Genomic DNA, 24,647 nt, shown 5'->3' with positions numbered 1-24,647 from the left:
GGGAAAATTTTAAAAAATGCAAAAAGAGAAAGACATCATACCGCCTGTAGATCGTGACCTGTTAGAGAAAGAGCTCAATGAAGAGCGGTTTGTCAGGGATACGAACAAGGGTGGAAATAAAATTTACATTGTCAATCATCACAACTCTCCTAACACCATGCGGGAAATTGGGCGCTTGCGCGAGGTTTCCTTTCGCTATGCCGGAGGTGGAACCGGAGAAGAGGTAGATATTGATGAAGCAGATACCCGCGAACGATGTTACGAACAGCTGGTGGTCTACAGTCCGGAGGATCGGGAGATTATCGGAGGCTATCGGTTTATTACGGGTGAACGAGCTGAAAATCCGAGCTCTGGTGATTTTGAACTTTCCACCGCTCATTACTTTGACTTTTCAGATCCGATGAAAAAAGACTTTCTTCCCTACTCCATTGAGTTGGGAAGATCGTGGGTACAGCCCAACTATCAGCCGGGCATCAACCCACGGAAAGGATTGTTTGCACTCATGAACATTTGGGATGGGCTTGGCTGCCTGGTGACCAATTACCCTGAAATTAAATACTTCTTTGGGAAGGTGACGATGTACACCAGCTACAATAAAGAAGCACGGGACATTCTACTTTCGTTTATGGCCCACTACTTCCCCAACCGCATGAGTTTGTGTGAACCCAAGTCGGAACTGAAAGCCGGGTTTAATGACTCGTTGTTCAAAGAACATTTCGCTACTGAAATGAACTACCAGGACGGATTCAAACTGCTACATAAACTGCTGAAAGAACGAGGTGAATTTGTGCCTCCACTGATCAATATCTACATGAGCCTATCCGATACCATGATGACGTTTGGAACAGCCCAAAATCCTGATTTTGGGGATGTGGAAGAGACCGCTATTCTGGTTACGATTGCAGACATCCATCCTGAAGTGATTGATCGGCATGTGAATTATTAGACATCTCTTTAGTTTTTAGAAAACTTTCTTGTTGCTCTAAGAAAATAATAAATAAAATACCCAGATGATACTCTCATTAGGAAGTCCACTACAGAATAAACAATCTCTCCGCTTGAGTTGACCAGATAATGAGCTGGGTTTATTAAGTAAAGAAAGTAGGAAGGATTACACTCTCCACTTAAGGAAAAGCAAATTTCCCGACCAAGACTGTCTGTCCCAGAAACTAGAATGTAAAACCATATTGTATGAAAACCGAATAGCAAGGCCAATGGTATAAAAACCCATTTACCAAATCCAGAAAACCATTTATTAGTCCACAGAACTATAAAATCCATGAGATTTGAAAATGAAATGTCTTTATTTTGAATCCTATTGAATAGATATCTATAATAGCACTCCAATTCGCCAACTCTGAATACTTCAGCATCAATTGCATTACTTTTTTCAATAAAAAACTGCTTGAAATTTCTGCATGTATTGATCAGTTCCTTATTAATATTAATAAGCTCTAACTCTTCGTCATCGAAGCTTCTATCGTAGAATAATGTGAATTTCTTAGACCATTCTATGTATTTAATATCCCACATACTTATTGAGCAATCTATAACACTCAAATTTTCAATTTTCAATTGACTTAATACAAGTGCTGATTCTATCCTATGAAGAGATAGCGTTTGAAGCTCTTTGATTTTGTTGACTTCCAGTCTAGAACTTTCATTCGATCCAAAAACGTAAGAAATTCTAAATTCATTGAGTTCACAATCGGTTACAGTTAAACTTGATAATGCAAAATCAGTGATTGATATCACCTTACTAACCTTTGATTTTCTAAAAGTGATAGAGGGTTCAGTCACTCCGTTGGTTCCATCAATAAATATTTCTTTCAATCTAGATTGCCAAACATAAATAGCTCTAATATCCTGAAGTACACTTGAATATTTTACTTCTGAGTTTACAATTGAAATATCTCCTTCATAATGCTTGCCAACAACTTCAAACACATGAACATTTGATTCATCTGTTATCGAAAGATTGGTGAAAGATGAAGCCCACAAAACCTCTAAACGATAAATTTTTGAAGACTTCACCTCCAATGACTTTATATCTCGTTCACACGTTATTCTATTAACCTTGGTATTAACTATCCTAATATTACCAGAGGTTAACCCAAGGGTTTTGTTGCTAAGATTATAGCTATTTATAATTGTAAATGAATAATCCCCTTTTTCTGGGAATGCGATATCACCAAGAAAATAGCATTTATAGAAAGTAACTCCAGCTTTTACATGGATCAAATCTATTCCCTTACTAAAAACACAATTTCTGAATTTGACATTTTCCTTATTTGTGAGAATTACCTTGTCGTCAAATTGGCAAAACTCAACATCAATCATTTCAACACCTTTCTTAGAAAGGTTTAATCTTTCGCCCTTAAAAAGAAAGTATTTATAAGCCTTTACATTTCTTAGGTCAGTTGTTCGAGTAAAGAACTCCGTTAAATCTTTAAAGCTATGATGCAGGTTCACCACTTAAAAATGGCAAATCATTTACACTACTCAAAAATATCTACCGTTTTGTTCCATTAAAATATTGGCTGCTAGATTAAATTTTCATCAAAAGGGCCTAGTTTTACTCCCACTCAAAGTCACTCGCAGAAGACTCTCAAGAATCGAAAATCTGACAACTTTCGTATCAAGCCTATCAACTAGTCTTCAAAATTTTCTCCTCCAGTAGTCGCTTAATGACCACTTCCGTCACCTCGCTTTTGAATTTAAATTCATCCCGGATATCCAGGACGTAAGCTTTGATTTTCATCAACAAAACTGATTGTCTGTCTTTGAATTCATTGCTAAATACAATGGTGATCGGTTTGTTCATATACACATATTTGGAGACCTTGGCTGCCTGGCTGGCAATTTCCCGGGCAACTACCGTGTTGGCATCAATCGGCAGGTAAATTTCAGAAACAACCTGACAATTGGATTCACCTGCATTGGCATTGGAGACCGAATTATTCATGATCTCACTATTGGGAATGGATACAAGGTTATCGTCGGGTGTTACCACCCTGGTGGACCGCAATCCAATCTCAACGACTTCTCCATAATACCCGCCAACATCAATCTTATCTCCAACCATAAAAGGCCTGTCGAACAAGATCATTACGCCTCCAAAAATATTTTTGAGGATGTCCTGTGAAGCAAAGCCTATGGCCACTCCCACTGAAGCAGAAAACGCCAACACAGTAGCAGCTGGGGGCTGAAAAATACCCACTACCACAATGAAAATAAGCCCGATCCAGCCCATGATTTTGACAACCGGAATGTAGCTTTTGATGGTGATCCGGTAGTTGGTGCTACGCTCAGCAAACACCTCCAGAATTTTCGAGGTTACCCGTATGAAGATGTATCCGCCTACAAGGAAAATGATGGCCCAAATAATTTTAGAAATCGAAAATATTTCCCCAATCGGTGGAGGTCCTAAATCCTCCAGTGTTTCATTGGGTGAATCTGTCTGAGTGGCAAGCTGAATGGTCGAATCTCCTGGCAGCTTCACTTGAGCAGCATTGGTTGAATCGGACTGTGCAAACAGTCCGAAGGTCATCATCCAAAAGCATAGCATTGCGATAATTCTCATCTTCAATGAATTAAATTTTTTGATCTAAGCATCAATACTGTGTTTCTATACACTATTGGGTTCACCAGGAAAACAGTCTCCTCTTTCATAACGATACCATCTTCGAGCAGTGCCAAAAGGTTAAGCTGGCTCATTGATTCTGAGATATTGAGTACTTCAGCCAATTGCTTTTCTGTGAGGCCGTCATGCAAAATGAGTGCATGAAGGGTATACACCTTATCCATAGATAGCACATTGATGAAATTGAGGTCCGGGTTTTTAAAGTGACTAATCGTGATCGTGCTTTCATCTACCTCTTTGGTAGATAAGAGCCAGAAAATAAGTGCCAGACTAACATTGCTTTTAGCAAAAGCATTAAGCGCATCGAAGTATTCTTTCTTCAGTAAGCTTTGCTGATCCCGCGCTGAAAGTTTGAGGAATTTCTTTTCTACAGCCAGTTTCTCTGATGGCTCGAATTGAATATTAAACCCACTAATGCGATTTCTTTTCCATACAATGTTCACAATTTCATCGTTAGACAGCTCGCCCATTTCAATGGCATAACTGAAATACTCATCTATATTGATTGCTTTACTGAGATACTTCCAGGCATAGATTGTGCAGGTTGTAATCCAAAAAACACGCCCATAGGTTCGTGCCATTAATTCGAACAATAGTCTTAATGCTACAAACCCGTCGATCTTTCGGAGATAGAGACTTTGCAAATCTTCCAGTACAATGATCCTTTTTGGACCTTCATTTAGAAATTGGATGATTTCTTCCAGGTTTTGGAAAGAATCGTTTTTCAGAATGATCTTCATGAAATCGATCAAACTGCTCTTTGTCGTGATGTTATCTGTGGCAGAAAATCTTGTGATGCTAAAAGGGTACTTTGAACGGCTGATCGCAAAATTCACAAACGAAGTAAGTCCACCCCATTTTTCACCCAAAACCACCGTTCCGGCATAGCGTCCCTTGTTCCAGTTCTCAAAGGCCTCATCCAGCTTCTTCAGCTCATTTTCACGTCCTTCGAACAACTCAAGATCTTCCAATGGTTCTATGCGATAGAGACGCCTGTAAATCAGGGGGAGACTGTTAATCGCACTTTGTGAGGAAAGTAGAAAATCGGATACCTCTTTTGTAATCTCAGGTTTTGATGCTGTAAGGATGAAGCTGTTGCTTATTTTACTCAAGAGTGTTTTTATCCGCTCCTGTGCATCCTTCCAAAAAATCACCAACTTATCTTTTTGGGCGACTATTTTATCTTTTATCCCCTCCTTCAGTTCTGCAGCCTGCTGTGCTGCTTTTGCCTTGGCAATCCTTAGACGCAATTGAATGACATTTTCATTGTCTGTCAATTCCAATATACTCTCACAGAACGTATTGATGATCGCTTCAACCTGATCAGCCGTCTTTTCAAGACTGCTGGTAAGCTGATCTTTAGAAGTTGTTAATCGGGTCAATGCTCTTTTGAGACCTTCGACGGCCAGTTCTTCAACTTCCTCCTCGGTTTTCCCTTCTTCTTCCAACGTCGCAATAGCCGCTCCCATATTGAAGGTGATGATATTATCCAGATCAGAAATGCTACTCACTGTATCTTCCAAAGACTGGAAGAGTTCTTTTTTTACTATTTCTAAATCTTCCTGTAAGCGATTCAATGTCTCGAAAGAGATCAATTCATAAGGAGAAATCTTCTTCAACTCGTCAGACTTCAGCGCCACCGCGTAATTATTTGACGGAACAATTACATGCTCATTATCCAGCTCTTCAACATATTGACTAACCTCAACTTCAAGTTTGTTAATTAGGTTGACTATATTTTGACTGGTGAGTTTATCACATAGCTTTGGAACCAGATCTTGTCCCAGCTTTTTGCCTGCCTGGTAGTTGACATTCTTAAGTGTCTTAGAAAGACTCCCATCCTCCTTAGCAACAATTGATTTTTCTGCATCAGAGATGAAATTATGTATGAAGGCAATTTCTGGACTTATCTGCTCATCTAATTTTTTTAATTGTGAACTTTGAAATTCCGCCAGAAGCGCATGTGCTTTATTCTTTAAAATGTGAATGTCAAGGTCAAGTCGCCATTCCTCAAATAAAGCAAAAACAGTATTTTGCCATTCTTGATTATTTCTGGCCCACTTTTTACTCGATATACTATTGTAGCTCTTTATCGAAATATCAGAGTACTTTCGGGCTGAAAGCTCGATGGTTCCCACTCGTTCCGCAGCACGCTGAAATTCTGAAGTTTTAGAATCGAGTACTGCATCTATCCCTTTTTCAACCTCGGCAAGAATAGACTTTGAACTCCTGGTAATCGAGGATTTGATTTGGGTGGTAGTTTTTTGCGCATCGCCTTCTAACACCTCTTCTTCAAATTGTTTGATCATCAGGTATTGCTTACAAAGTCCGATATAAAACTGATCTGTGACCGGGGTTAGGTCCCTCAGCAGGCTACCTCCAAAATAATAACTGGCCAGGTTTTTTAAAGGGATTGAATGGTCCCAGTAAACCGGTGCTGTCCCTTTCTTTTTAGTGCTTTTTCTCCCAATAGTAGATAGCTTGAAGGCTAAAAGTTTTACTTTTTTAACATTCCTCCAGAAGAAATTATCATCATCCTGTGGATTAAACCGCTCACTAGATTGTGGCTCATGAATCACTTCGGGCAATTGATCAAAAGTAGCCACCAAAGCCTCTTTAAACTTCTTATATGGTTCTTCTGAATCCTCCTTTTCTGGTGAATCCCATGATTTGCTCAACGCATCATAAACTTCTTCCTTGGTGCGAGAGATCACTTCCGGTTGTGTCCGCTCCCCTATTGGTAGAGCTTGAAATGCGTCCGCCAAGCCCAGAATTTCTTTCATTTGTGAGCTCTCCCTCTTGAGGTCTTCCTTTAATACAGTAATGAATTGATCCTTGAGGACAGACTCCACCTGCTGTCTAATGGCGGTGACTTCTAAGGCAGTATATTTTCTTTTTTTCATTGAAAGATCCGACTAATTAGACCGAGGGAAGTTGGACAATATACTCAACAAAATATGTGGTTGGAATTCGATTGACCATTTTATGAATTAACAAATTGAGTGAAGATAGATTTCACAATGCTATTTAAAGGGAATTTTTATCTAATTGTTTACCAATTCTTAAAATCCTTTTGTCGACTTCTTTGATGCTCAAAATCAATTTCTCGGACTTTTTAGTAGTGAGGAATCGCTTGGAAACTGTGCCATTCTTTCTGAACTCATGATAAACAGCGTCACCCAGAATGGAACAGAGTTCTTCTTTTTCCTTTGACAGCTGTTTGATCTCTTTCTCCCCCTGAAATTTCTCGACATAGCTTTCTACCACCCCGGAAGCTTGTTCAAATTTGTCTGAGCCTTTTTCATAAAGTTCTTCTGCTTTCTCTTTGGCTTCCTCAAAAACTTCAGTAGAAATAGTAGCTAAAACTCTGGCCCCCTCACTGAGATTTTCTTTAACCCCCTTAAAGAATGTGCTGATTTTTGATGCTACAGGATTGTTTTCGTTTTCATTATTCTCTTTCTTCTCCATTTCAATTTTTATTTATTCACGTGCAATCGTCTGATCCTCCGCTTAAAACTTTTTGAATTTTAATTAGTGTTCCTTCTACCTAATGAACACGTGGTTTGCTGTCTTGTTACAATTTAATTGCATTTCTCATTAGGGCTTGAACTATTATTTACGTTTTCCATGATCGAAACTTGAAATCTATACTCAAAACAACTCTCAAGTGTCCGTTCCTTCACAACATCCACGGTGCGTCCTGAGTGGAGCAAATAATCTTTAAAAAATAGTTAGGCAAAAAGAGCCTGGTATTCTTATTGTAATTTTAAATGGTTCATATAAATTTGCAGTCCTTTTCAAAGGAAGTAGGATAAGCGAGAGTAGCTCAGCTGGTAGAGCACAACCTTGCCAAGGTTGGGGTCGCGGGTTCGAATCCCGTCTCCCGCTCAAGAGCCGCACTAGATGCGGCTTCTTTTTTGGTACCAACCAAATGCCTCGGTGGTGGAACCTGCCTGCGGCAGGCAAGCCTGCCTACCGAAGGTAAGTTGGTAGACACGCAGGACTTAAAACGATATGTTTTACGTTTACGCAATAAAAAGTGAGGATAGAAACTACATTTATGTAGGTCTTTCAAATAATCTCGAAAGGAGGTTAAAAGAACATAATGAAGGAAAGAATAAGACTACAAAGCCATATCGGCCTTTTGTTCTAATTCATTCAGAAACCTTCGAAACAAGAATTGAAGCCAGAAAGCGAGAAAAGTATCTTAAATCTGGCATTGGCAGGGACTTTCTTAGAAGTCTATAAAATGCCTCGGTGGTGGAATTGGTAGACACGCAGGACTTAAAATCCTGTGACCATTGCGGTCGTGCGGGTTCAAGTCCCGCCCGAGGTACTTCAAACCCCTGTTAATCAGTTGATTTTCAGGGGTTTTTGTTTTTTAGGGTTACAATGGAGTAACAAAAGTGATTTCGATTTTTTTGACTTACTTGAAGTTATGGATCTAAAATGGTATGAAATAATAGCTTTGATTGCTATTTGGGTAGGTTCAATGTGGCTTTATTCAAAATATGATTCTCATAGAAAAAATAGATGGAGAAACAAGTAGATTGAATTGTCTTATCCTAAGACCCCCCTCATGGAAATCTGTTGCGCAAAAAAGTAGATGGGGATAGGGTTAAGTGGGGTGATAGTTTCCTAACATTTGACTTACCCCCCTCCCAATCAAAATTGAATTATTGTAATAAATGGTTTTCAAAAATTCATCCCCTAAAAAAGTAGATGGGGATAGGGTATGAAAAAGCGATTTTATGAAAACAATTAAGGCTTCCCCTTACCTGTAGTTATTTTTAAGTGACAGAACTTTTAAATCTAGCTCTTTGATTAGCTCTGATTCCTCAGAACATTTGCTTGTAGTTAGATTTCTAATTTCTTTTTTAAGTCTACTGTAATACTCCTTATTCTTAAATGCTTTTCTATGCTTAAGCTCCTTTATCATTTGAAAAGCTTCATCACCTAATTGATTGTAAGCCATTGAGAGTATTTGATTGTGAAAGTCTTTAGGGCTATTCATGTGTTCTAGATTAAATGTCACAGATCTATTCTTTTTGATTGCATCATATTGCATCAAGTAAGTATCTATAAGATCCATGTAATTCTTTTCAGTAAAGAGATCATCAAAATTACTATGAGCCCATTTAAGGCTTTTAGAAACTCTTTTTGTAATTCGATACTCATACCTTAAGGTGTTTTGATTTAGCCATACAGAAGGCACCTTAATGCCTTTCTTTTGAATCTCTTTTATCTTGTTATAGAAGACAATTTGCTTTTGAGTATTTTGATAATAGAGGCTTGAGGGTTGTGTTAATCTTTCAAAATATTTACTCTCACCCAAGCAATTAAAATAAGTCTCTGGAGCATGATTCATTAAGAAGGTTTGAGCAATATCAAGTCTACTAATTGTCGCTTTGCTGAATGGCATTTTAAGTTCATCACTAAGCTTTTCACAAGATTGCTCTAAACTTGATCTTGATAGGGTTTGAATATTATCACTGAATAGATATTTGGGTAAACTCCCCTTTACAGATACACCTTCCTTCAATAGTGAAACTTTCAAGTTTTGAATGCTACCTGAGAATGACACAATAGAGTTTCTTTTGTGTTCTGCTCCATGTTCTAATAAGGGAAGAATGGCAGTCGGGTTATAGTTCCCAACCGCCTCTTCACTTAACCAAAGGTGTATAGTGTCAACCATTATTGATTAATAATGTCAATGATTACCTATTACTATAAGAGAATAATGCTGTTGCCCTTTCTCTAAGCTCATCCAGTTCTATACAGAAATCGTCATTCAAAAACCTTTGGTAGAACGATAACCATAGATGTCTCATTTCTGGAATGACAATCAATTCTATTTGACTCCTTTCTTGATTCATTATAAAAATGTAGAGGTCATTTTTAAAGGCAAATAAAGGGTTGGGCTTTTCCCCTTTTGAACCTAACATTTTCTTATTCGAAGGCCAACCATATCCAATATCTATCCTATCAGGTATATCAATATAGATGCTTGAGATATTGTATGAATTACCCTTAACAGAATTTATCAATGCAAGATCCGTTTGCCTTTTAATGTCAGCATTAACAAACGATCTAGGTTGACTCTTATTCATGTAGAGCATTCCTTTAAAATTGACAAAAAATGTATACCCTCTCAATGTCTCATCTGGACTAAAGTATGATATGCAATCCAGTCTATTTTTTGATCTTATCTTATATGCTTGTTTTACCTCCTCTGGAAGCTCTACAAAGTTGAAATAACTCCAATTACTCATGACTTGATAGAATTTAGAGTTACATAATTTCCAGCCTCAGAATCTAGCTCCTCAGTAGTTTTTATTCTTTTGGACTTTAGCCAATTCTCAATCTCAACTCTATCAAAATAGAGGTGCTTTGCCCTCTTATAGTGAGGGATTTTATTTGTGCATGTAAACTTGTAAATAGTGCTTTTACTGAGACCTGATAAAGTTGTTAGGTCATCAATAGTAAGAACTGTTTTTTGTGATTTGAGGAGGTCTTCTATTGCCTCCAGCTTCTCTAATACTATTTCCATTATCTTAATTATTGAATTAAAAAAATGGATAGCTGCTACCCTTTTATTGTACTATAGTATCACAAAAGTGAGAAGTATGGGAAAGTATAAAAATGGACTTTGTAGGATTTAAGCAGTCCACATTTTATCTACTGAATAGAAGAGATTAGTTTCACCAATTCTATCCATTTATCTGTTTTGGTTTGATTACCTCTGTAGTAATCATTTTTCAAATTTCTAATTTTCTTCCCTTTTTTATTTAAGAATATTGGAATAGAGTGTTCCCACTTAGAAGGATGATTTATGAATATCTCATTTATAAAGCAGGATAATTGAACATCTTCTTTTGCCCAAGTAATCCTTTTGGATGAAGACCCTTTAACAATGATGTTGACTAAATCATCCTCAGTTGCATCTTTGAAATAATTCAAAAGCTCACTTGAATGCTTTCTTATTTGAGTTTCAGTGAAGCGGGGTATGAAATTTTCTTTTTTTCCCTCCTTCGGTATTATCCCTTTTGATCTAGCTTCTATTTCATTTATTCGGTTGCCTATCTTTTGGATAGCTTCGGTCTTTTCATTCAGGTGCTTTACACTTTCTCCAAAGTGAAACCTAGGAGACAAGGCTTCAATTTCCTTTAATAGTGGGTGGGTCTCTCTAATCTCACAAATTTGACATTCATAATCCCATCTTCTTTTGAAGTGATTGAATAGAAACTTAGCATCATCAAAACTTCCTGCAATAATTATAGGTTCAAGCCTTGACTTTAATTGTTCAATATCGAAATTGAATGGATATTCACTTTGGATTACATATCTCCGCAACCAATCATCTTGATTTTCAAAACAATTATCAAAATATGCTAGTCTTAGATCACTTAAGTAGTTTTCATTTCTTCCTCGCAAATCTTCTCCCCAGATATAGAAAAATCTATCTAAATCCCTTGTGTCATCTTTGTTTTTTCTTATGCTATTTAAGTAATCAAACCAGCACTTAGACCAGGAAATATCTAGCTCAATTTGAACTTCATTTTCATAGTGTCTAATCCAATTAAATAGAACTGTTTTTCGACTAGCTGGGTATTCTGTAAGCCAATCTTCTATTTCATTTTTAAAACCTTTAAGTAGGGTTTCAAGGGATTCAATAATCCCTTCCCAAATTATGCTATGGTTTGATTCTTCCAGCTTTTCAGCAAAGAAGGAATCTTCATCATATGCTGTTACAAATGCTTTATTCAATTCTAGAAATAGCTGATTGATTCTTCTGATTTTTTGAGAAGTATTCATAAAGAAGGGAGATCTGCTATTGCTTTAGTCTTTAGGCCATCTACATAATTGAGATACATGGTAGTATGCTTAGTTGAAGAATGTCCCATGCAATTGGATACAGTCAAAACATCAGCGCCTGATAGTAGCAATTGAGTTGCGAATGTATGCCTTGCGCAATAGAAGCTTATATTCTTTGTTATACCTGCTTTCTTAGTCCAGTTTTTCAAATTTTTGCTTACTGCTACATTGCTAGGTAGCTTGAAGATTAGATCCTCATTTTTGCCCCTATCACCTAGAAATTGAATTGCAGATTTAGGAATATCATTAATGATTTGCTCCTTAGACTTTTCTCTAAAAATCATGATTTTATCTTCCTTCAATATTCTGCTCCAAGTCAGCTTTCTAATTTCAGCTTCTCCAAGGCCTGAAAAACATGAAAAAAGGAATGCTCTTTTTACCTCCTCATTTCCACATTCAGTATTATTTAAAGACCTGATTTCATCAATTGATAATACTTGTTTCTTAAGTTGATTGCCAATTCTTTTAATAGATAATTCTGAAATAGCTAGGTATCTGTTTTGATCTATTAGTCCATCTTTAAAAGCCTTTTTTAGCACTCTTTTGAACCTAGCAAAATAATCATAGGGTGTTTCTCCAGTTAAGCCAGCTTTCTCCTTTAGATAATCTCTATACCCTTCGATAAGCTGAAAATCAATTTGATAAGCTGCTATTGATTTATGTCCAGAATAGTCCAAGAATTTTTCATAGGCATAGCGAAACATCCTTTTATCCTTCTTAGTGTATGAATTAAGAAATTCTTGGTAGTAGTCATTGAAGTTTGCCTTTTTTCTATGTTTTGGTATTGTTCCATGAACATAGTTTTCAAGCTCTAATTCCCTTTTTGCTCTTACTCTTTCAGCAAGTTCCTTTTTCTCCTTTCTGTCATTGCTTGTAGCATTTTTATCTATTCGAATTTCAAGAAATTCAAAGGTTCTTTGATTGTTGTGATAAATATCTAAGTAGAAAGTCTTAGTTCCACTTTTATACTCTTTAAGTCTTAGTTTGACTCCCATAATTTTTAAGGGTTACATAGGAGTTACAAAAATACAGATAATATAGGAAGCTATCAGAAAGTATCGAAGTGCTAAAACATGATTATAGGCTATTTAGAAGCATTATATCTATAAATGATTTCTGATATTTTCAGGGTGTTGTACCCGCCCGAGGTACTTATAAGCCTGATAATCGATTGATTGTCAGGCTTTTTTTTGCGATCAGTCGTCCCACCACTTAGAGTGGTTGGACGACTTTTTCTTACAGGGACTTATACCCTCACCACCTGCCACACCCTTCGACAAGCTCATTGGCTGAAATCCTCTTTAAGGACATTAATTTAATTTCAAACAAACCGCAACTTCTTTCGATCAATCAGACATAATCTTTCGACAAAACATCCTCTTGATTAGAGATACAAAATCAGCGAAAAACAAACTAGTTATTTTGACTAGGTGAATATTGATATTTATACAGGATTTACAGCTCATCCTTTTTATCAACTTTGTATTGTCCTGAAAAGGCAAAAAATTACAAACCCCAAAAAAAAAGAAAGATTATGTTTAACGAGGAGATTGAAATGACCCTGGAATGCGCAGTTAAAGTGAGAAAACACTTAGTGAGAATTCTTGAAAACAGAAATGATGCAAGGTTGGAAGCTAAGCTACAGTATGTAAACAGTTTAATCATGCAAGCTGACTCCATGCAAAACAAAATGCTAGCGGTAGCTTAAGATCCTTTTAACACATCTTTTAACTCATTTAGCTTGAGTAACGCCTCCACAGGCGAGGTGGTGTTCACATCAATATTCCGAAGGATATCCAGCATGCGCTCCATGCGAGGATCCGCTTCAAACAAATTCATCTGGAACTGCTTGTCCCGATAACTATCGGGAGGCAGTTCTTCTAGTTTCTGACGGTCTGAGTCCGTTAGCTTTTCTTTTTCCAGATGCTTTAATATCTCATTTGCCCGGATCACAATTTCATTCGGCATTCCGGCCATCTGTGCCACATGAATTCCAAAGCTATGCTCACTCCCGCCTTCCACCAGCTTCCGCATAAAGATCACCTTGTTTTCCAGTTCTTTAACTGAAACATTGAAGTTCTTCACCCTTGGTAAATCTTTCGCCAGCTCATTCAACTCGTGATAGTGTGTCGCAAACAAGGTCTTGGCTTTGGCCTTCGGGTGATTGTGCAAATGCTCCACAATGGACCAGGCGATGGAGATACCATCGTATGTGCTTGTCCCTCGACCAATCTCATCCATCAGTACCAGCGAACGGTCGCTGAGGTTGTTCAAAATACTGGCAGTCTCGGTCATCTCCACCATGAATGTGGACTCCCCTCGTGAAAGGTTATCCGAAGCTCCAACGCGTGTAAATACTTTATCCACCAACCCGATCTTGGCATAACCGGCAGGAACAAAAGAGCCCATCTGTGCCATCAATGTGATAAGGGCTGTTTGTCTTAGCAATGCCGATTTACCGGCCATATTTGGTCCGGTGATGATCATCACCTGCTGCGATTCATTGTCGAGGTAAAGGTCATTGGTAATGTAATCCTCACCGTCCGGCAGGTTTCGTTCGATGACCGGATGCCTACCTTCTTTGATGTCAATGATTTTTTCTTCCGAAATATTCGGTCGGCAATACTGATACGATTGCGCCTGCTCTGCGAAGCACGATAAGCAATCGAGCTGCGCGATCACGCGTGCATTTTGCTGAATCGCATCGATGTAGGAATGTGCAAAGGCTACCAGTTCGGTGTAGAGTTTTTGCTCCAGCACCTGAATCTTGGACTCGGCTCCCAGGATTTTTTCTTCGTACTGCTTTAGCTCCTCGGTGATGTACCGCTCTGCATTGACGAGCGTCTGTTTCCTAATCCACTCTTCCGGCACTTTGTCTTTGTGAGCATTGGATACTTCCAGATAGTAGCCAAAGACCTTGTTGTAAGCGATTTTCAAGGAACTAATTCCTGTTCGCTCTACTTCACGATCCCGGATGCCGGAAAGAAAATCTTTTCCGGAGGTGGAAATGGCTCTTAAATCATCCAGATCGGCATTTACGCCTGTTTGAATGACATTGCCCTGATGCAGTTGTAGCGGCGCATCCTCTTTTAGTTCTTCCGTTAGCTTTTCAATGAGCTTTTCGCACGGATTTAACAAATCATGAAAGGCATTGAATGACTTTTGTCCATTCAGTAAATCCCGAACCGGCTGAACCTGAGATAAACTTTTCTTGAGTTGTAACAGCTCCCTTGGATTTACGCGACTGGTAGCTACTTTCCCCACCAATCGTTCCAGATCTCCGATTTTTTCCAGGTGATCCCGAAGGGATGACTGCAGTTCGTCTTCGGTGGTTAGCGTCTCCACCACATCCAGCCGCTGATCTATTTCCGGCTTGCTTTTCAGTGGCAGCACCATCCATTTTCTAAGCAATCGCCCGCCCATTGGGGTAAGCGTCTGATTGATGGTGTCGATGAGCGAGATGCCATCCGGTTGCGCTGACTGGATCAGCTCCAGGTTCCGAATGGTAAAGCGATCAAGCCAGACGTATTTATTTTCATCAATCCGCGAGATGGATTTGATGTGGTTGGTTTCCTTGTGCTCGGTTTCGTCGAGGTAATATAGGATGGCACCTGCTGCCAGAATCCCCTCCGTTAACTCTTCAATTCCATAACCCTTCAGGTTGGGTACATTGAAATGGGTAGTTAGCTTTTCATAGCCATAATCCTTGCTGAAGATCCAGTCTTCAAGTGCAAATGAGGAGAAACTGGTACCGTATCTTTCTCCATACCAATCCCGGTTTGGTTTGGGGTAGATGATCTCCGAAGGTTGAAACCCACGAATGAGTTTGTCTACATAGTCTTCCGCACCGGCCGAAACCATGAACTCCCCGGTAGACAGATCTAGAAAAGCTACCCCACATTTTTCCTTGTGATAATAGACCGAAGCAAGGAAATTATTTTTCCGCTGATCCAGTACATTGTCGTTGAGCGAGAGCCCGGGAGTTACCAGTTCGGTCACCCCCCGTTTTACAATTCCTTTAACAGATTTCGGGTCTTCCAGCTGATCGCAAATGGCTACCCGATAGCCGGCACGTACCAGCTTGGGCAGGTAATTGTCCATGGCATGGTGTGGAAATCCTGCCAGCTCCATTTCTTTTTGCGAACCATTCGCCCGCTTGGTTAGCACGATATCCAGTGTTTTACTGGCCTTGACTGCATCTTCACCGAAGGTCTCATAAAAGTCACCCACTCTGAACAAAAGCAATGCGCCCGGGTATTTGGTTTTGATGGCATTGTACTGCTTCATCAAAGGGGTTTCTTTCGCTTTCGTCTTGGTGCCTGCCATGCAGATCGTTCGGTTTAATTTTGAGGTTTAGTTTGCAATATTAACTTGAATAATTGATGCGAAAAATTAAGAACGAAGAGCTTAACCGTCTATCTCCGGAGGAATTTAAGGAAGCAGAAAAAATACCGGCTGTTTTGGTACTGGATGATGTGCGCAGCGCTATGAATGTAGGCTCGGCTTTTCGTACTTCTGATGCTTTTCGCTTGGAGAAAATTTATCTCTGTGGGATTACGGCTCAGCCACCACATCGGGAGATTAACAAGACGGCCCTTGGCGCTCAGGATTCGGTCGAATGGGAGCACAAAGAAACCATTATCGAATGCATTGATGATTTGAAAAAAGGAGGCTATCAGATTGTCGCCGTTGAGCAGGCTGATGAAAGCACTTCACTTCTCGACTTTCAGGTTGAGAGTGATGCAAAGTATGCATTTGTGTTTGGCAATGAAGTTTTTGGGGTGAATGATACGGTAGTGGAAATTGCTGATACCGTCTTGGAAATACCGCAGTATGGCACCAAGCATTCGCTGAATATCTCGGTAAGTATCGGGGTTGTGCTTTGGGATTTTGTGAGTAAGTATAAAAAGTAAACTTATTCTCCAATCAAAAGAATATCTTAGATCTCTACCTTTAGAGGTATGAATCTATTTCTCAAATCCTTTCTCTTCTTCTTATTACCTTTTTTGAATTCTCCTCCTCAGGACGAATTCTTGAGACAGAAAGTGGAAATGATCTCATCCGGAATACCAGTAACCATACAGGGAGAAGCTATCTATTGTAAGACAACACTTCCGGCCTTCTATCAAGAGAATCAATTTCTAAAGGCTTGGAATGAACAAAATACTAAGCAACTAATTTCAGTATTGGAAAATGCTGATGACGAGGGGTTAAATTCTGCTAACTATCACTTAAGTGTCATTAAAGATTTACGGATAAGAAATAAAGATTCAATAGAAGAAGCCGAATTAGATCTGTTGCTTACTGATGCCTTTCTTCTCTATTCGAGTCATTTACTCAATGGTAAAGTGAATCCGGAAACTGTAGATAGTGAATGGCAGGCCATACGCAGAGAAGGTGACGCAAAGGCAGTACTGATTGAAGCACTGAAATCAAATGATATAAGTGACGCACTTAAGGATCTGGCTCCTGATCACGTAGGATACAAGGGTTTAAAAAACGCTCTTAAAGAATACCGGAATATTGTTAAAAATGGAGGATGGGAAGAGATTCCATCAGGTGAAACATTGAAACCAGGGATGACGGATAGTGTCAGGGTTCCTCTTTTGATTAACCGACTCCAAAAAACTTTTGACCTAAATAAAAACTTTTCAAAAAGTTATTCGTATTCGGATCAACTCGCTGAAGCTGTGAGAAAGTATCAAGTCAGAAATGGACTGGAATCCGACGGAAACCTCGGCAAACTAACCACTGCATCACTCAATATCACAGCAGAAAAAAGGGTTGAGCAAATAATTACAAACATGGAACGCTACCGCTGGGCGGCAGAAGAGATGGGAGATCACTATGTGATTGTCAACATCGCAGATTATCAATTACAGGTTTACAACAACCGAAAGAAAACATTTGAGGAAAAAGTAATTGTCGGAAAGCCATTTAGAAAAACTCCTGTTTTTAGCAGTAAAATGTCATATCTGGTATTCAACCCCACATGGACAGTGCCTCCTACCATACTTTTCAACGACATGCTTCCTGAGCTGAAGAAAGATCCGGGTTATGCTAAATCAAAAAATATCCGCGTACTTCAGGGTCAGGGGAGTAATGCGGTAGAGGTCGATCCATACGTTTTGGATTGGTCATCATTATCAAAGACGAACTTTCCATATACGCTTCGTCAAGATTCAGGCCCCCCCAATGCTCTTGGAATTGTGAAATTCATGTTTCCAAACAAATACAACGTTTATATCCACGACACGCCAAGCAAGGAGCTGTTTAACAAAACAGATCGAGCATTTAGTTCTGGATGTATCCGAGTTAATAACCCATTAAAGCTCGCTGAGTACATTTTAAAAGAACAGCAAGGGTGGAATAAAGACAAAATTGATCAGACTATTAAAGATGGCAAGGAACAATCCGTAATTCTTAAACAGCCTTTTCCGGTTCACATTTTGTATTTGACATCCTGGGCAAGTGAGGGGCAAGTACACTTTAGAAATGATCTGTACGATCGTGATGCCGCAGTAATAAAATCCTTAAACTCAACACCTCCTAGTATCTAAATCGATGAAAAAATTATTACTTCTCATCTGCATTTCATGGCTTTCAGTGCATGCCTTTGACTCACAAAGGGCTGGATTTTCGGTCACAGTCAATGGCGAAATAAATCCATATAAGCTTTTTTCAACTTTCATCATGCCAGGGGCAGAGATCGTGATAAGTAGCACTGAAGCAATCACTGTAAAAAGCTCAGAGGTCACTGTAAATGCTACTGCTTTTAACACTCGCTGGAAGTTATCGGCTCCCATTACACCCGGGGTATATGTAGCTAATGTTACCAATAAAAGCGGAAACGTGATCACGGTAAATGTTTTGGTGCTTACTCCGCTCAGTCAAATGAGTGGTGAATATTTAAATAAATACAGGATAGGAAGTTACCCTTCTCAACCGTTAAGAGGTAATCAAATATATAACCCTCCAAAAGGACTGTTTGAGGTAACTCAAAAAAACCTACATTTAAAGCTGACGCCACATTTTACCCTGAGTCAATTCCTTTGTAAACAAGCAGGCGACTTCCCAAAATATGTAATGGTCAGAGAGCGGCTTCTGCTCAAACTCGAATTCATTCTGGAACGAGTAAATGAGAAAGGGTATGAAGTTGAAACATTTGGGTTTATCAGCGGATACCGAACGCCTTTCTACAACAAATCAATAGGAAATGTTCAGTATAGCCGTCACGTTTACGGTGGCGCTGCAGATATCTTTATAGATCAGAATAAAGATGGTAGGATGGATGATTTAAACAAAGATGGAACTGTCGATGAAAAAGATGTTCGGATATTCTATAACATTGTTGAGAGTGAATACTCGAAAGATCGTTACAGCTACTTTGTTGGGGGTCTTGGTTTCTATCGTAAAAACAGCCGTCACAGTGGCTTTATTCATGTAGACGTGAGGGGTAGCAAGGCAAGGTGGTAGCTACAAAAAAAGCTTCCTAAATAGGAAGCTTCAAGCTATCAACGCTGTTAGGGTTTGGAACCCCTAACAGCGTTTTGACTAAGGGGTTATCCCTCGTCGTACTTGATCTCAAGGATTCTTTCCTCGAACATGCCAAGAGCAATTTTGTCTTCGCCAAGCACATCAAATAATTCGAGTGCACGTCTGGCTACATACTCTTCTTCAATCTGCTCCTGTACGAACCAGCGCATGAATTCTTCCGTTGCAATGTCATTGTATTTTCTGCATTCGCCTACAATCTCATGGATCGCGTCAGAAACTGCGATCTCGTGCTCCAATGCTTTTTCGAAAACTTCTCTCAACGAACCAAAGTCATGCTGGCTTTCACCAACCGTTGGAGAAACAGCATCGCACTCCATGTCGCATAAGTAATGAAACAATTTCATCTGATGCTTCCGCTCTTCATCTGATTGCTGGAAGAAGAAGTCAGCGCTATTATCATACCCTCTCACATCACACCATGCCGCCATTGCCAGATAAGCTGCGGATGAGTGTGCTTCCATTTTTATTTGTCTGTTAAGCACATCAACAATCTCGTCTTTCAATACGTGATGTCTTCTTAAGATATCTTTCATGTGAATTGTCTTTTTCGGTTTTTGACTTCCTTTAATACAACTGATCAAAAGTTGAATACGTTCTTTCGTAGAATCCTCTGAACAGCACTATTAAGTGCTAAGGTATCGAACGTTCCGTTTAGAAGCTCTCTAAATTCCAGTATCTCACGAAGAGAAAGAACCAAAAAACGATCACAGTGAGGAAGGTGCACAATCTCTACATCAGGAGCAGAACTTTCCAGCAATTCCATAATATCAAAACCCATGATGCTCTTGCGGAAAACATACAAATCACACAGCTTAAATGCGATCTCTTCCTGATCGTACATCAGCAAAAACGAGTCTGTATGCTCGCATTGCGCGATTGAAGCGCTTTTCGTTTTATATATCTCTTCCTGCATTCTTGCACATTGCGTGTAATGTTGGACATGACTTGCAGTATTTTCCTTTCTTTTTCATGTACTTGAAACAGCACTCAGCTTTCAACTTTTTACCCTTCTTTTTATTCTTTTGAAGGTGCTCTTCATAGAGCTTGGAAACCGGAAGCTGTAAAGGGATACTACTCATTCAATTAATCCTTATTTAGAATCTATCTAAATACAACGCAAACGTAAATCCAGTTCACCAATGTTCCAAGCTTATTTAGAATTATTCTAAAGTCGCCAGCGGCGACAGGCACTTATTAGAACATTTCTAAAAAATACATTTAGTCAAGTGAAAAATTCTGATTCCAAATCGAGGAATCATTGGGCGTGGTGATTTTGATGAAATTGTGCTTTGTGGTATTGTGGCACAGGTTACAGGAGCTGATCATTAGCTTGTAATTGTCTAAAAAGAGTACTTCGTCTTTTTGTCGAATGGCCTCCTCTACTTTCTCAATTTTTGGTAGCAACATTTGTACTGTGAGATTGCTGAGATTGTAGTCATCGTGAATTACATCTCCCTCAATTAAATGCTCCGTCACCTCCTCCAGTTCATGGGTATAAAAGTCAGCCAATTCCCAGTTTTTATTGATGCCTGCAAGCCAAAGCTTTTGAGAAAAACGCTGATAATATCCCATGGTTTCGAGGACAGGATATGCCTCCACTTCCTTTTTCTTCTTTTTTTGAGAACAGGAAAACAGGGATACTACCAGAAACAAGAGACTTGCATATTTCATAACTTCAATTGCAGCGTTAAGTAATAATTTCTTGGTTCAGATGGGATAATCCCCGGGCCCGGATAACCTGTCGCTCTCCGAGTAAAATACTTCTCGTCCAATAAATTGTTTACTCCTGTTTCGATCTTGAAACGATCAATGACATAGGAAAGTGATAGGTCCATTATGCTGTAAGCCGGAATTTCTCCAATCAGTCCATTCCGATTATTGCTCCCATCAGGAATCGGTGAATTTTCTACATCCGTGTATTGCTCAGACAAGTAAGTAAACTGAAAACTACCTAACAAATTCCTGTAGCCAAATCTCAAACCTGTTTTCATATTGACCTGTGGAATGAATTCCACTTTCTTGCCAGCCACATTGTTGTCGTCAGATTGCAGGTATTCTGATTCTGTTGCCGCAGCATTCACAAACAAGTTCAATTTATAAGTGTCTGTCGGAAGTTTAATCGGTTTAGCCAGGTTTACGTCAGCAAAAAATTCCAGGCCTATAATCAGTGCATCTCCAATATTTCCCCGAACTCTTTTAGCCCGATCATCAAAAATTACTCCTATTCGATTTTTGTAGAGCATGCTGAAAAGACCCACATCATAGGAAATTAATTCATGCCATTTTCCACGAATACCCATATCAAATGTGTAGCCCTCCTCATCGCTGATATTAGGGTCAATCGAGAAGGTAGGATTTGTGATTCTGATATCGGAAAATGTCACGGATCGATAGTTCTCAGACACGTTTGCGTACAATTCAAAATTATCAGAAGGTGAGTAGCTAAGTCCTATTCCCAGTAATACAAAAGATCGTTCAAATGTGCGATTATCCGTACTATCTCCTAAAGGTGTCACATTACGAGCCAGGTCTATATCCTCTACATTGTAGGTTCCCTTGCTAGCCGTTCTAATGAACTCATATCGAAAACCTGGTGTGATTGAAAGACGGTCGTTGATGAAGAGTATATTTTCTCCGAAAATGGCCAGGTTTCTATTTGGAAACTCAAAATCTGATTGGTTAACATAATTTGGATTCTCCTCGAGAGTAAAATCAAAATCTGCGCCAGTGCCTCTGCTTCCCGGCCCCTGTCGACTCGTGTTATTTGCATGATAATACTTGGAACCTAAAAGCAAAACCGCATCTTTTCTTCCTAGGGCGTAACGGGTGAGAAAGCGCGCTTCTGCACCCCAATTTTGAAATTGTCCCCGGATCAGATCTCTGGAATACACATAGCTTCCATTGGGCTCTTGTTCATCTTCCTGAGTGATGGGGTTCGCATTGAGTTCACGTGGATCGCCTCTGAATCCAACCGCATTACGCTCGGCATCCAAACCAAATAAGGTGAGACTCAAATCGGTTCTAGTTGTCAGTTTGTGTTCAAGCTTTAGCGCGTAAAGCTTCCAGTTTACCTCAAACCAGTTTCGGGATCGGTTACTGACCGTATAGGCAGAATCTGACTGAAACCACGGATCAGTAAGTCCGCCAGGCTGCTGAGCAAGGTAATTCAGTGAGGTAAATTCCAAGGTGGCAGATGTACGCTCCGAAAACGCATAACCAAAGCTTCCAAAATAATTTTTAGAATCGAATCCTGCGTTGGACCTGAATCCATCCCCGGTCTTGTAGTTGAAATAAGTGTAATAGGAGAAGTTACCCATAGTACCGCTCAGTGAATTAAACGAATTGAACAGTCCGAATGAACCTACCGATTGCCGTGATACCAACTCAATTGGCTTGTCGGCCGGTTGCTTCATTTTGAAGTTGATCAGGCCACCAAATTGGGTTCCATACTGTAAGGATGCAGCCCCTCTTACCACTTGAATTTCACTAAGTGCTTCGGCCGGTGGAGTGTAGTAGCTTTCGGGATATCCCAGCACATCTGCACTGATGTCATATCCATTTTGCCTGGTATTGAAATTGGATGTTCGGTTTGGATCCAGCCCCCGCCCTCCAACATTCAATTGTAATCCCGCGTCGATACTTTCGTAAATGTTCAGCCCAACCACCTGCGAATAAATTTGTCGGGCGTTGTTAGTTGCTGCATTTCCTACCATCTGATCAAGCAGCACAACTTCCGATTTCTTTCCTGCATAAATGGCCGTTCCTTCTACAGGCTGAAGTCGATTCAATGCAAAAATTTCTTCCCGCTTTCGACTGATCACCACCTCGGAAAGTTCTTGCTGAAAGACTTCCATCGGAATAGTGATTTCACGATCTCCATTTAGGACAATTTCACTTTCCAGTGTTTGATATTCCAGAGACATCACTACTATCTGATGATTCCCCGGCTCGAGATTGTGAATCTCAAAATATCCGGATCTGCTGGTGCTGGTCAGCTGGCTGGAGTTGCGATCATAAACCTCCGCTTTGCTTATTGGATTTCCGCTCTCCGCATCTACGATGGTTCCTGACAAAGTAAACTGAGCCATAAGTGGGCCAGTCATCAAAGTCCATACAAATGCCAGCTTAAATCCCTTTAATCTCATCCTTGAATGGAAGTATCCAGTTTTTGTGTTTGAAAGATTTTTTTTGGTTTGCCAAATCAACTGAAGGGTCGATATATGGTTGGCTCCTACGTCCATTTAATGCAACATAGCTTTCCACATAGACCTCCACTTCCTTTCCCTGCGCAGCAAAATGATCGCGAAGATAGTGCGCATAATCCAGGATAAAATCCGGCTGAAATGACATTTGTTTCTCCTGAAAAGAGGTCAAAAAGTCACTGTTGTCAATGTAAAAAGTTTCATTGTTTGTCCGATCTACTATTTTGAAGTTGGCATAGCCTGCCTTTTCCATCAGCATCACTCGCCATGAAAACCGAAAGCCTTCTTCGGTCCAGAATAGCTCTCCCGGATACATAAGGTATCGCCAGGGAAGGAGGAGTTGGATGGTGAAGAAAATAGCGAGGATGGTCAGTTTCCATTTTGGAGACTCCTTTTCTTTTTCAACCGTCATTTCGACCGAAGGGAGAAATCTTTCTTGGGATTGATAATGTTTTTCCAATGGAATGGGATTTCTCACCTGACCAGCCTGACGGCTGGTCAGGTGAGAAATGACGTTAAAAACAACACTGATCTTTCTAATAATCCACTCATGCACGCTCGCATCAAAGAAGATGAGTGCGCTAACGATCATAATATATGGGAACATGCCGATTGGGAACAGCACTCGGGTGAGAACATGAAAGACAACCACTAAAACAAATGCAAAGAGTCTCGACCGCTTCCAAAGCAATAAGAATGGAATGGTTAGATCATATAGAGCTCCTCCCCAGCTAAATGCATAGATGACCCATTCCTGATGGAGAAAGTCTCCCAGTATAGGTATGTCGTATCGTCCGGGCAACCATATCTTCAATGGCATGGCTCGAAATAACCAGTCTGAGTTCAATTTGGCTAAGCCTGCATAGAAGTATACAATTCCTAACAGTAGTTTGACGCTATCGATACTCCATTTCGGAACTAATTCTGATGCTCCACCTTTTTTAGCATCCCATGAAAAGTATTTTTCTGCGGGCAAAAAGATCATCAGGAAGCTAAGCACACTTACAAAATAATAGTGATTGAGATAGGTGGTTTTATCCATCAGCTCGATGTAGGTGAAGCTGAGGAAGAAGATCACAATGGCTATTCTATAGCGAAAACCAACCGCAACCGCCAATGCAGATATGCCGCATAAGGTGAACAGTACATAAGTGAAATCACCCAGTGGCTTCACCCACTCAAAACCGTAATAGGAAAAGAAGAAGGTCGGTTCTATGTATAGTTTTTCAATCCATCCATTCGCCCAAAATCGAATGATACTGATGAACATCATCAAGCCAAAGAAAATGCGAAAGACTGCCAGTGGGGCAGCCTTTGTTGTTTGGTTGATATATGTTTGAATTGATGTCATTTGTTAGGGCCAATTGTCG

Annotated in this window: 21 protein-coding genes and 2 tRNA genes; 8 read left to right on the top strand and 15 right to left on the bottom strand. The window is 39.7% G+C overall.

Going from position 1 to position 24,647, the window contains the following annotated elements:
* Positions 1-16: 16 nt before the first annotated feature.
* Positions 17-946: a GNAT family N-acetyltransferase gene (locus CHB71_RS02575; protein ID WP_089355308.1), complete on the top strand. Its 930-nt coding sequence runs from the start codon at positions 17-19 to the stop codon at positions 944-946.
* Between the two features lie 8 nt (positions 947-954).
* On the opposite strand, the gene CHB71_RS02570 is transcribed toward CHB71_RS02575, so the two are convergent.
* The 4 genes from CHB71_RS02570 to CHB71_RS02555 form a co-directional block, all read right to left on the bottom strand.
* Entirely contained in the window at positions 955-2,472 is a 1,518-nt protein-coding gene (locus tag CHB71_RS02570; protein ID WP_144017307.1) for a hypothetical protein, read from the bottom strand.
* Between the two features lie 175 nt (positions 2,473-2,647).
* Positions 2,648-3,583, bottom strand: coding sequence for a mechanosensitive ion channel family protein (locus CHB71_RS02565; RefSeq protein WP_089355306.1), 936 nt, complete (start codon positions 3,581-3,583; stop codon positions 2,648-2,650).
* Positions 3,584-3,585: 2 nt separating this feature from the next.
* Positions 3,586-6,546 carry an ATP-binding protein gene (locus CHB71_RS02560; protein WP_089355305.1) on the bottom strand — a complete coding sequence of 987 codons (2,961 nt, stop codon included), beginning with the start codon at positions 6,544-6,546 and terminating at the stop codon, positions 3,586-3,588.
* A 124-nt stretch (positions 6,547-6,670) separates the two neighbouring features.
* Positions 6,671-7,111, bottom strand: coding sequence for a hypothetical protein (locus tag CHB71_RS02555; protein WP_089355304.1), 441 nt, complete (start codon positions 7,109-7,111; stop codon positions 6,671-6,673).
* 347 nt (positions 7,112-7,458) lie between these two features.
* On the opposite strand from CHB71_RS02555, the gene CHB71_RS02550 reads away from it, so the two are divergent.
* The 3 genes from CHB71_RS02550 to CHB71_RS02540 all read left to right on the top strand — a co-directional run bounded on the left by CHB71_RS02550 (position 7,459) and on the right by CHB71_RS02540 (position 7,979).
* Positions 7,459-7,531: transfer RNA gene (locus CHB71_RS02550), tRNA-Gly, on the top strand.
* 126 nt (positions 7,532-7,657) lie between these two features.
* Positions 7,658-7,891 carry a GIY-YIG nuclease family protein gene (locus CHB71_RS02545; RefSeq protein WP_089355303.1) on the top strand — a complete coding sequence of 78 codons (234 nt, stop codon included), beginning with the start codon at positions 7,658-7,660 and terminating at the stop codon, positions 7,889-7,891.
* Between the two features lie 3 nt (positions 7,892-7,894).
* Positions 7,895-7,979 (top strand) — tRNA-Leu (locus CHB71_RS02540).
* Between the two features lie 438 nt (positions 7,980-8,417).
* On the opposite strand, the gene CHB71_RS02530 is transcribed toward CHB71_RS02540, so the two are convergent.
* The 5 genes from CHB71_RS02530 to CHB71_RS02510 form a co-directional block, all read right to left on the bottom strand.
* Positions 8,418-9,338 (bottom strand): phage/plasmid replication domain-containing protein, encoded by a 921-nt coding sequence (locus CHB71_RS02530; RefSeq protein ID WP_089355301.1) that lies wholly within the window; start codon positions 9,336-9,338, stop codon positions 8,418-8,420.
* Positions 9,339-9,360: 22 nt separating this feature from the next.
* Positions 9,361-9,915 carry a hypothetical protein gene (locus tag CHB71_RS02525; RefSeq protein WP_089355300.1) on the bottom strand — a complete coding sequence of 185 codons (555 nt, stop codon included), beginning with the start codon at positions 9,913-9,915 and terminating at the stop codon, positions 9,361-9,363.
* Positions 9,912-10,193, bottom strand: coding sequence for a helix-turn-helix domain-containing protein (locus CHB71_RS02520; protein ID WP_089355299.1), 282 nt, complete (start codon positions 10,191-10,193; stop codon positions 9,912-9,914). The genes CHB71_RS02525 and CHB71_RS02520 overlap by 4 nt, the downstream gene beginning before the upstream one ends.
* Before the next feature lie 128 nt (positions 10,194-10,321).
* Positions 10,322-11,458 (bottom strand): hypothetical protein, encoded by a 1,137-nt coding sequence (locus CHB71_RS02515; protein ID WP_089355298.1) that lies wholly within the window; start codon positions 11,456-11,458, stop codon positions 10,322-10,324.
* Positions 11,455-12,513, bottom strand: coding sequence for a site-specific integrase (locus CHB71_RS02510; protein ID WP_089355297.1), 1,059 nt, complete (start codon positions 12,511-12,513; stop codon positions 11,455-11,457). Before CHB71_RS02510 ends, CHB71_RS02515 begins: the two co-directional genes overlap by 4 nt.
* A gap of 539 nt (positions 12,514-13,052) precedes the next feature.
* Here CHB71_RS02510 and CHB71_RS18785 point away from each other — a divergent pair.
* Positions 13,053-13,226, top strand: coding sequence for a hypothetical protein (locus tag CHB71_RS18785; RefSeq protein WP_179213287.1), 174 nt, complete (start codon positions 13,053-13,055; stop codon positions 13,224-13,226).
* On the opposite strand, the gene mutS is transcribed toward CHB71_RS18785, so the two are convergent.
* Positions 13,223-15,844: a DNA mismatch repair protein MutS gene (mutS, locus tag CHB71_RS02500; RefSeq protein ID WP_089355295.1), complete on the bottom strand. Its 2,622-nt coding sequence runs from the start codon at positions 15,842-15,844 to the stop codon at positions 13,223-13,225. The genes CHB71_RS18785 and mutS overlap by 4 nt on opposite strands.
* A 56-nt stretch (positions 15,845-15,900) precedes the next feature.
* Here mutS and CHB71_RS02495 point away from each other — a divergent pair, with 56 nt between their 5' ends.
* The 3 genes from CHB71_RS02495 to CHB71_RS02485 are packed head-to-tail and all read left to right on the top strand — an operon-like array spanning position 15,901 to position 18,994.
* Entirely contained in the window at positions 15,901-16,431 is a 531-nt protein-coding gene (locus tag CHB71_RS02495) for an RNA methyltransferase (protein WP_089355294.1), read from the top strand.
* 48 nt (positions 16,432-16,479) lie between these two features.
* The gene (locus tag CHB71_RS02490) at positions 16,480-18,078 is read left to right on the top strand and encodes a L,D-transpeptidase family protein (protein ID WP_089355293.1); all 1,599 of its coding nucleotides are present in this window, start codon (positions 16,480-16,482) and stop codon (positions 18,076-18,078) included.
* A 4-nt stretch (positions 18,079-18,082) separates the two neighbouring features.
* The gene (locus CHB71_RS02485) at positions 18,083-18,994 is read left to right on the top strand and encodes a D-Ala-D-Ala carboxypeptidase family metallohydrolase (protein WP_089355292.1); all 912 of its coding nucleotides are present in this window, start codon (positions 18,083-18,085) and stop codon (positions 18,992-18,994) included.
* 86 nt (positions 18,995-19,080) lie between these two features.
* Here the strand turns inward: CHB71_RS02485 and CHB71_RS02480 are convergent, their stop codons facing one another.
* The 5 genes from CHB71_RS02480 to CHB71_RS02455 all read right to left on the bottom strand — a co-directional run bounded on the left by CHB71_RS02480 (position 19,081) and on the right by CHB71_RS02455 (position 24,628).
* Positions 19,081-19,608, bottom strand: a complete 528-nt coding sequence (locus CHB71_RS02480) for a ferritin (RefSeq protein WP_089355291.1) — start codon at positions 19,606-19,608, stop codon at positions 19,081-19,083.
* A 44-nt stretch (positions 19,609-19,652) separates the two neighbouring features.
* On the bottom strand, positions 19,653-19,988 hold the full coding sequence (locus CHB71_RS02475) for a hypothetical protein (RefSeq protein WP_089355290.1): 336 nt from the start codon (positions 19,986-19,988) through the stop codon (positions 19,653-19,655).
* A gap of 305 nt (positions 19,989-20,293) precedes the next feature.
* Positions 20,294-20,746, bottom strand: coding sequence for a hypothetical protein (locus CHB71_RS02465; RefSeq protein WP_089355288.1), 453 nt, complete (start codon positions 20,744-20,746; stop codon positions 20,294-20,296).
* Positions 20,743-23,220, bottom strand: coding sequence for a TonB-dependent receptor (locus CHB71_RS02460; RefSeq protein WP_089355287.1), 2,478 nt, complete (start codon positions 23,218-23,220; stop codon positions 20,743-20,745). Before CHB71_RS02460 ends, CHB71_RS02465 begins: the two co-directional genes overlap by 4 nt.
* The gene (locus CHB71_RS02455; RefSeq protein WP_089355286.1) at positions 23,201-24,628 is read right to left on the bottom strand and encodes an HTTM domain-containing protein; all 1,428 of its coding nucleotides are present in this window, start codon (positions 24,626-24,628) and stop codon (positions 23,201-23,203) included. The genes CHB71_RS02460 and CHB71_RS02455 overlap by 20 nt, the downstream gene beginning before the upstream one ends.
* Positions 24,629-24,647: the final 19 nt, after the last annotated feature.

The organism is Ekhidna lutea (assembly GCF_900188325.1).
GTDB classification, from domain to species: Bacteria; Bacteroidota; Bacteroidia; order Cytophagales; family Cyclobacteriaceae; genus Ekhidna; species Ekhidna lutea.
The sequence above is the reverse complement of the archived record's forward strand: the minus strand, read 5'-3'. Positions and strand labels throughout refer to the sequence as shown.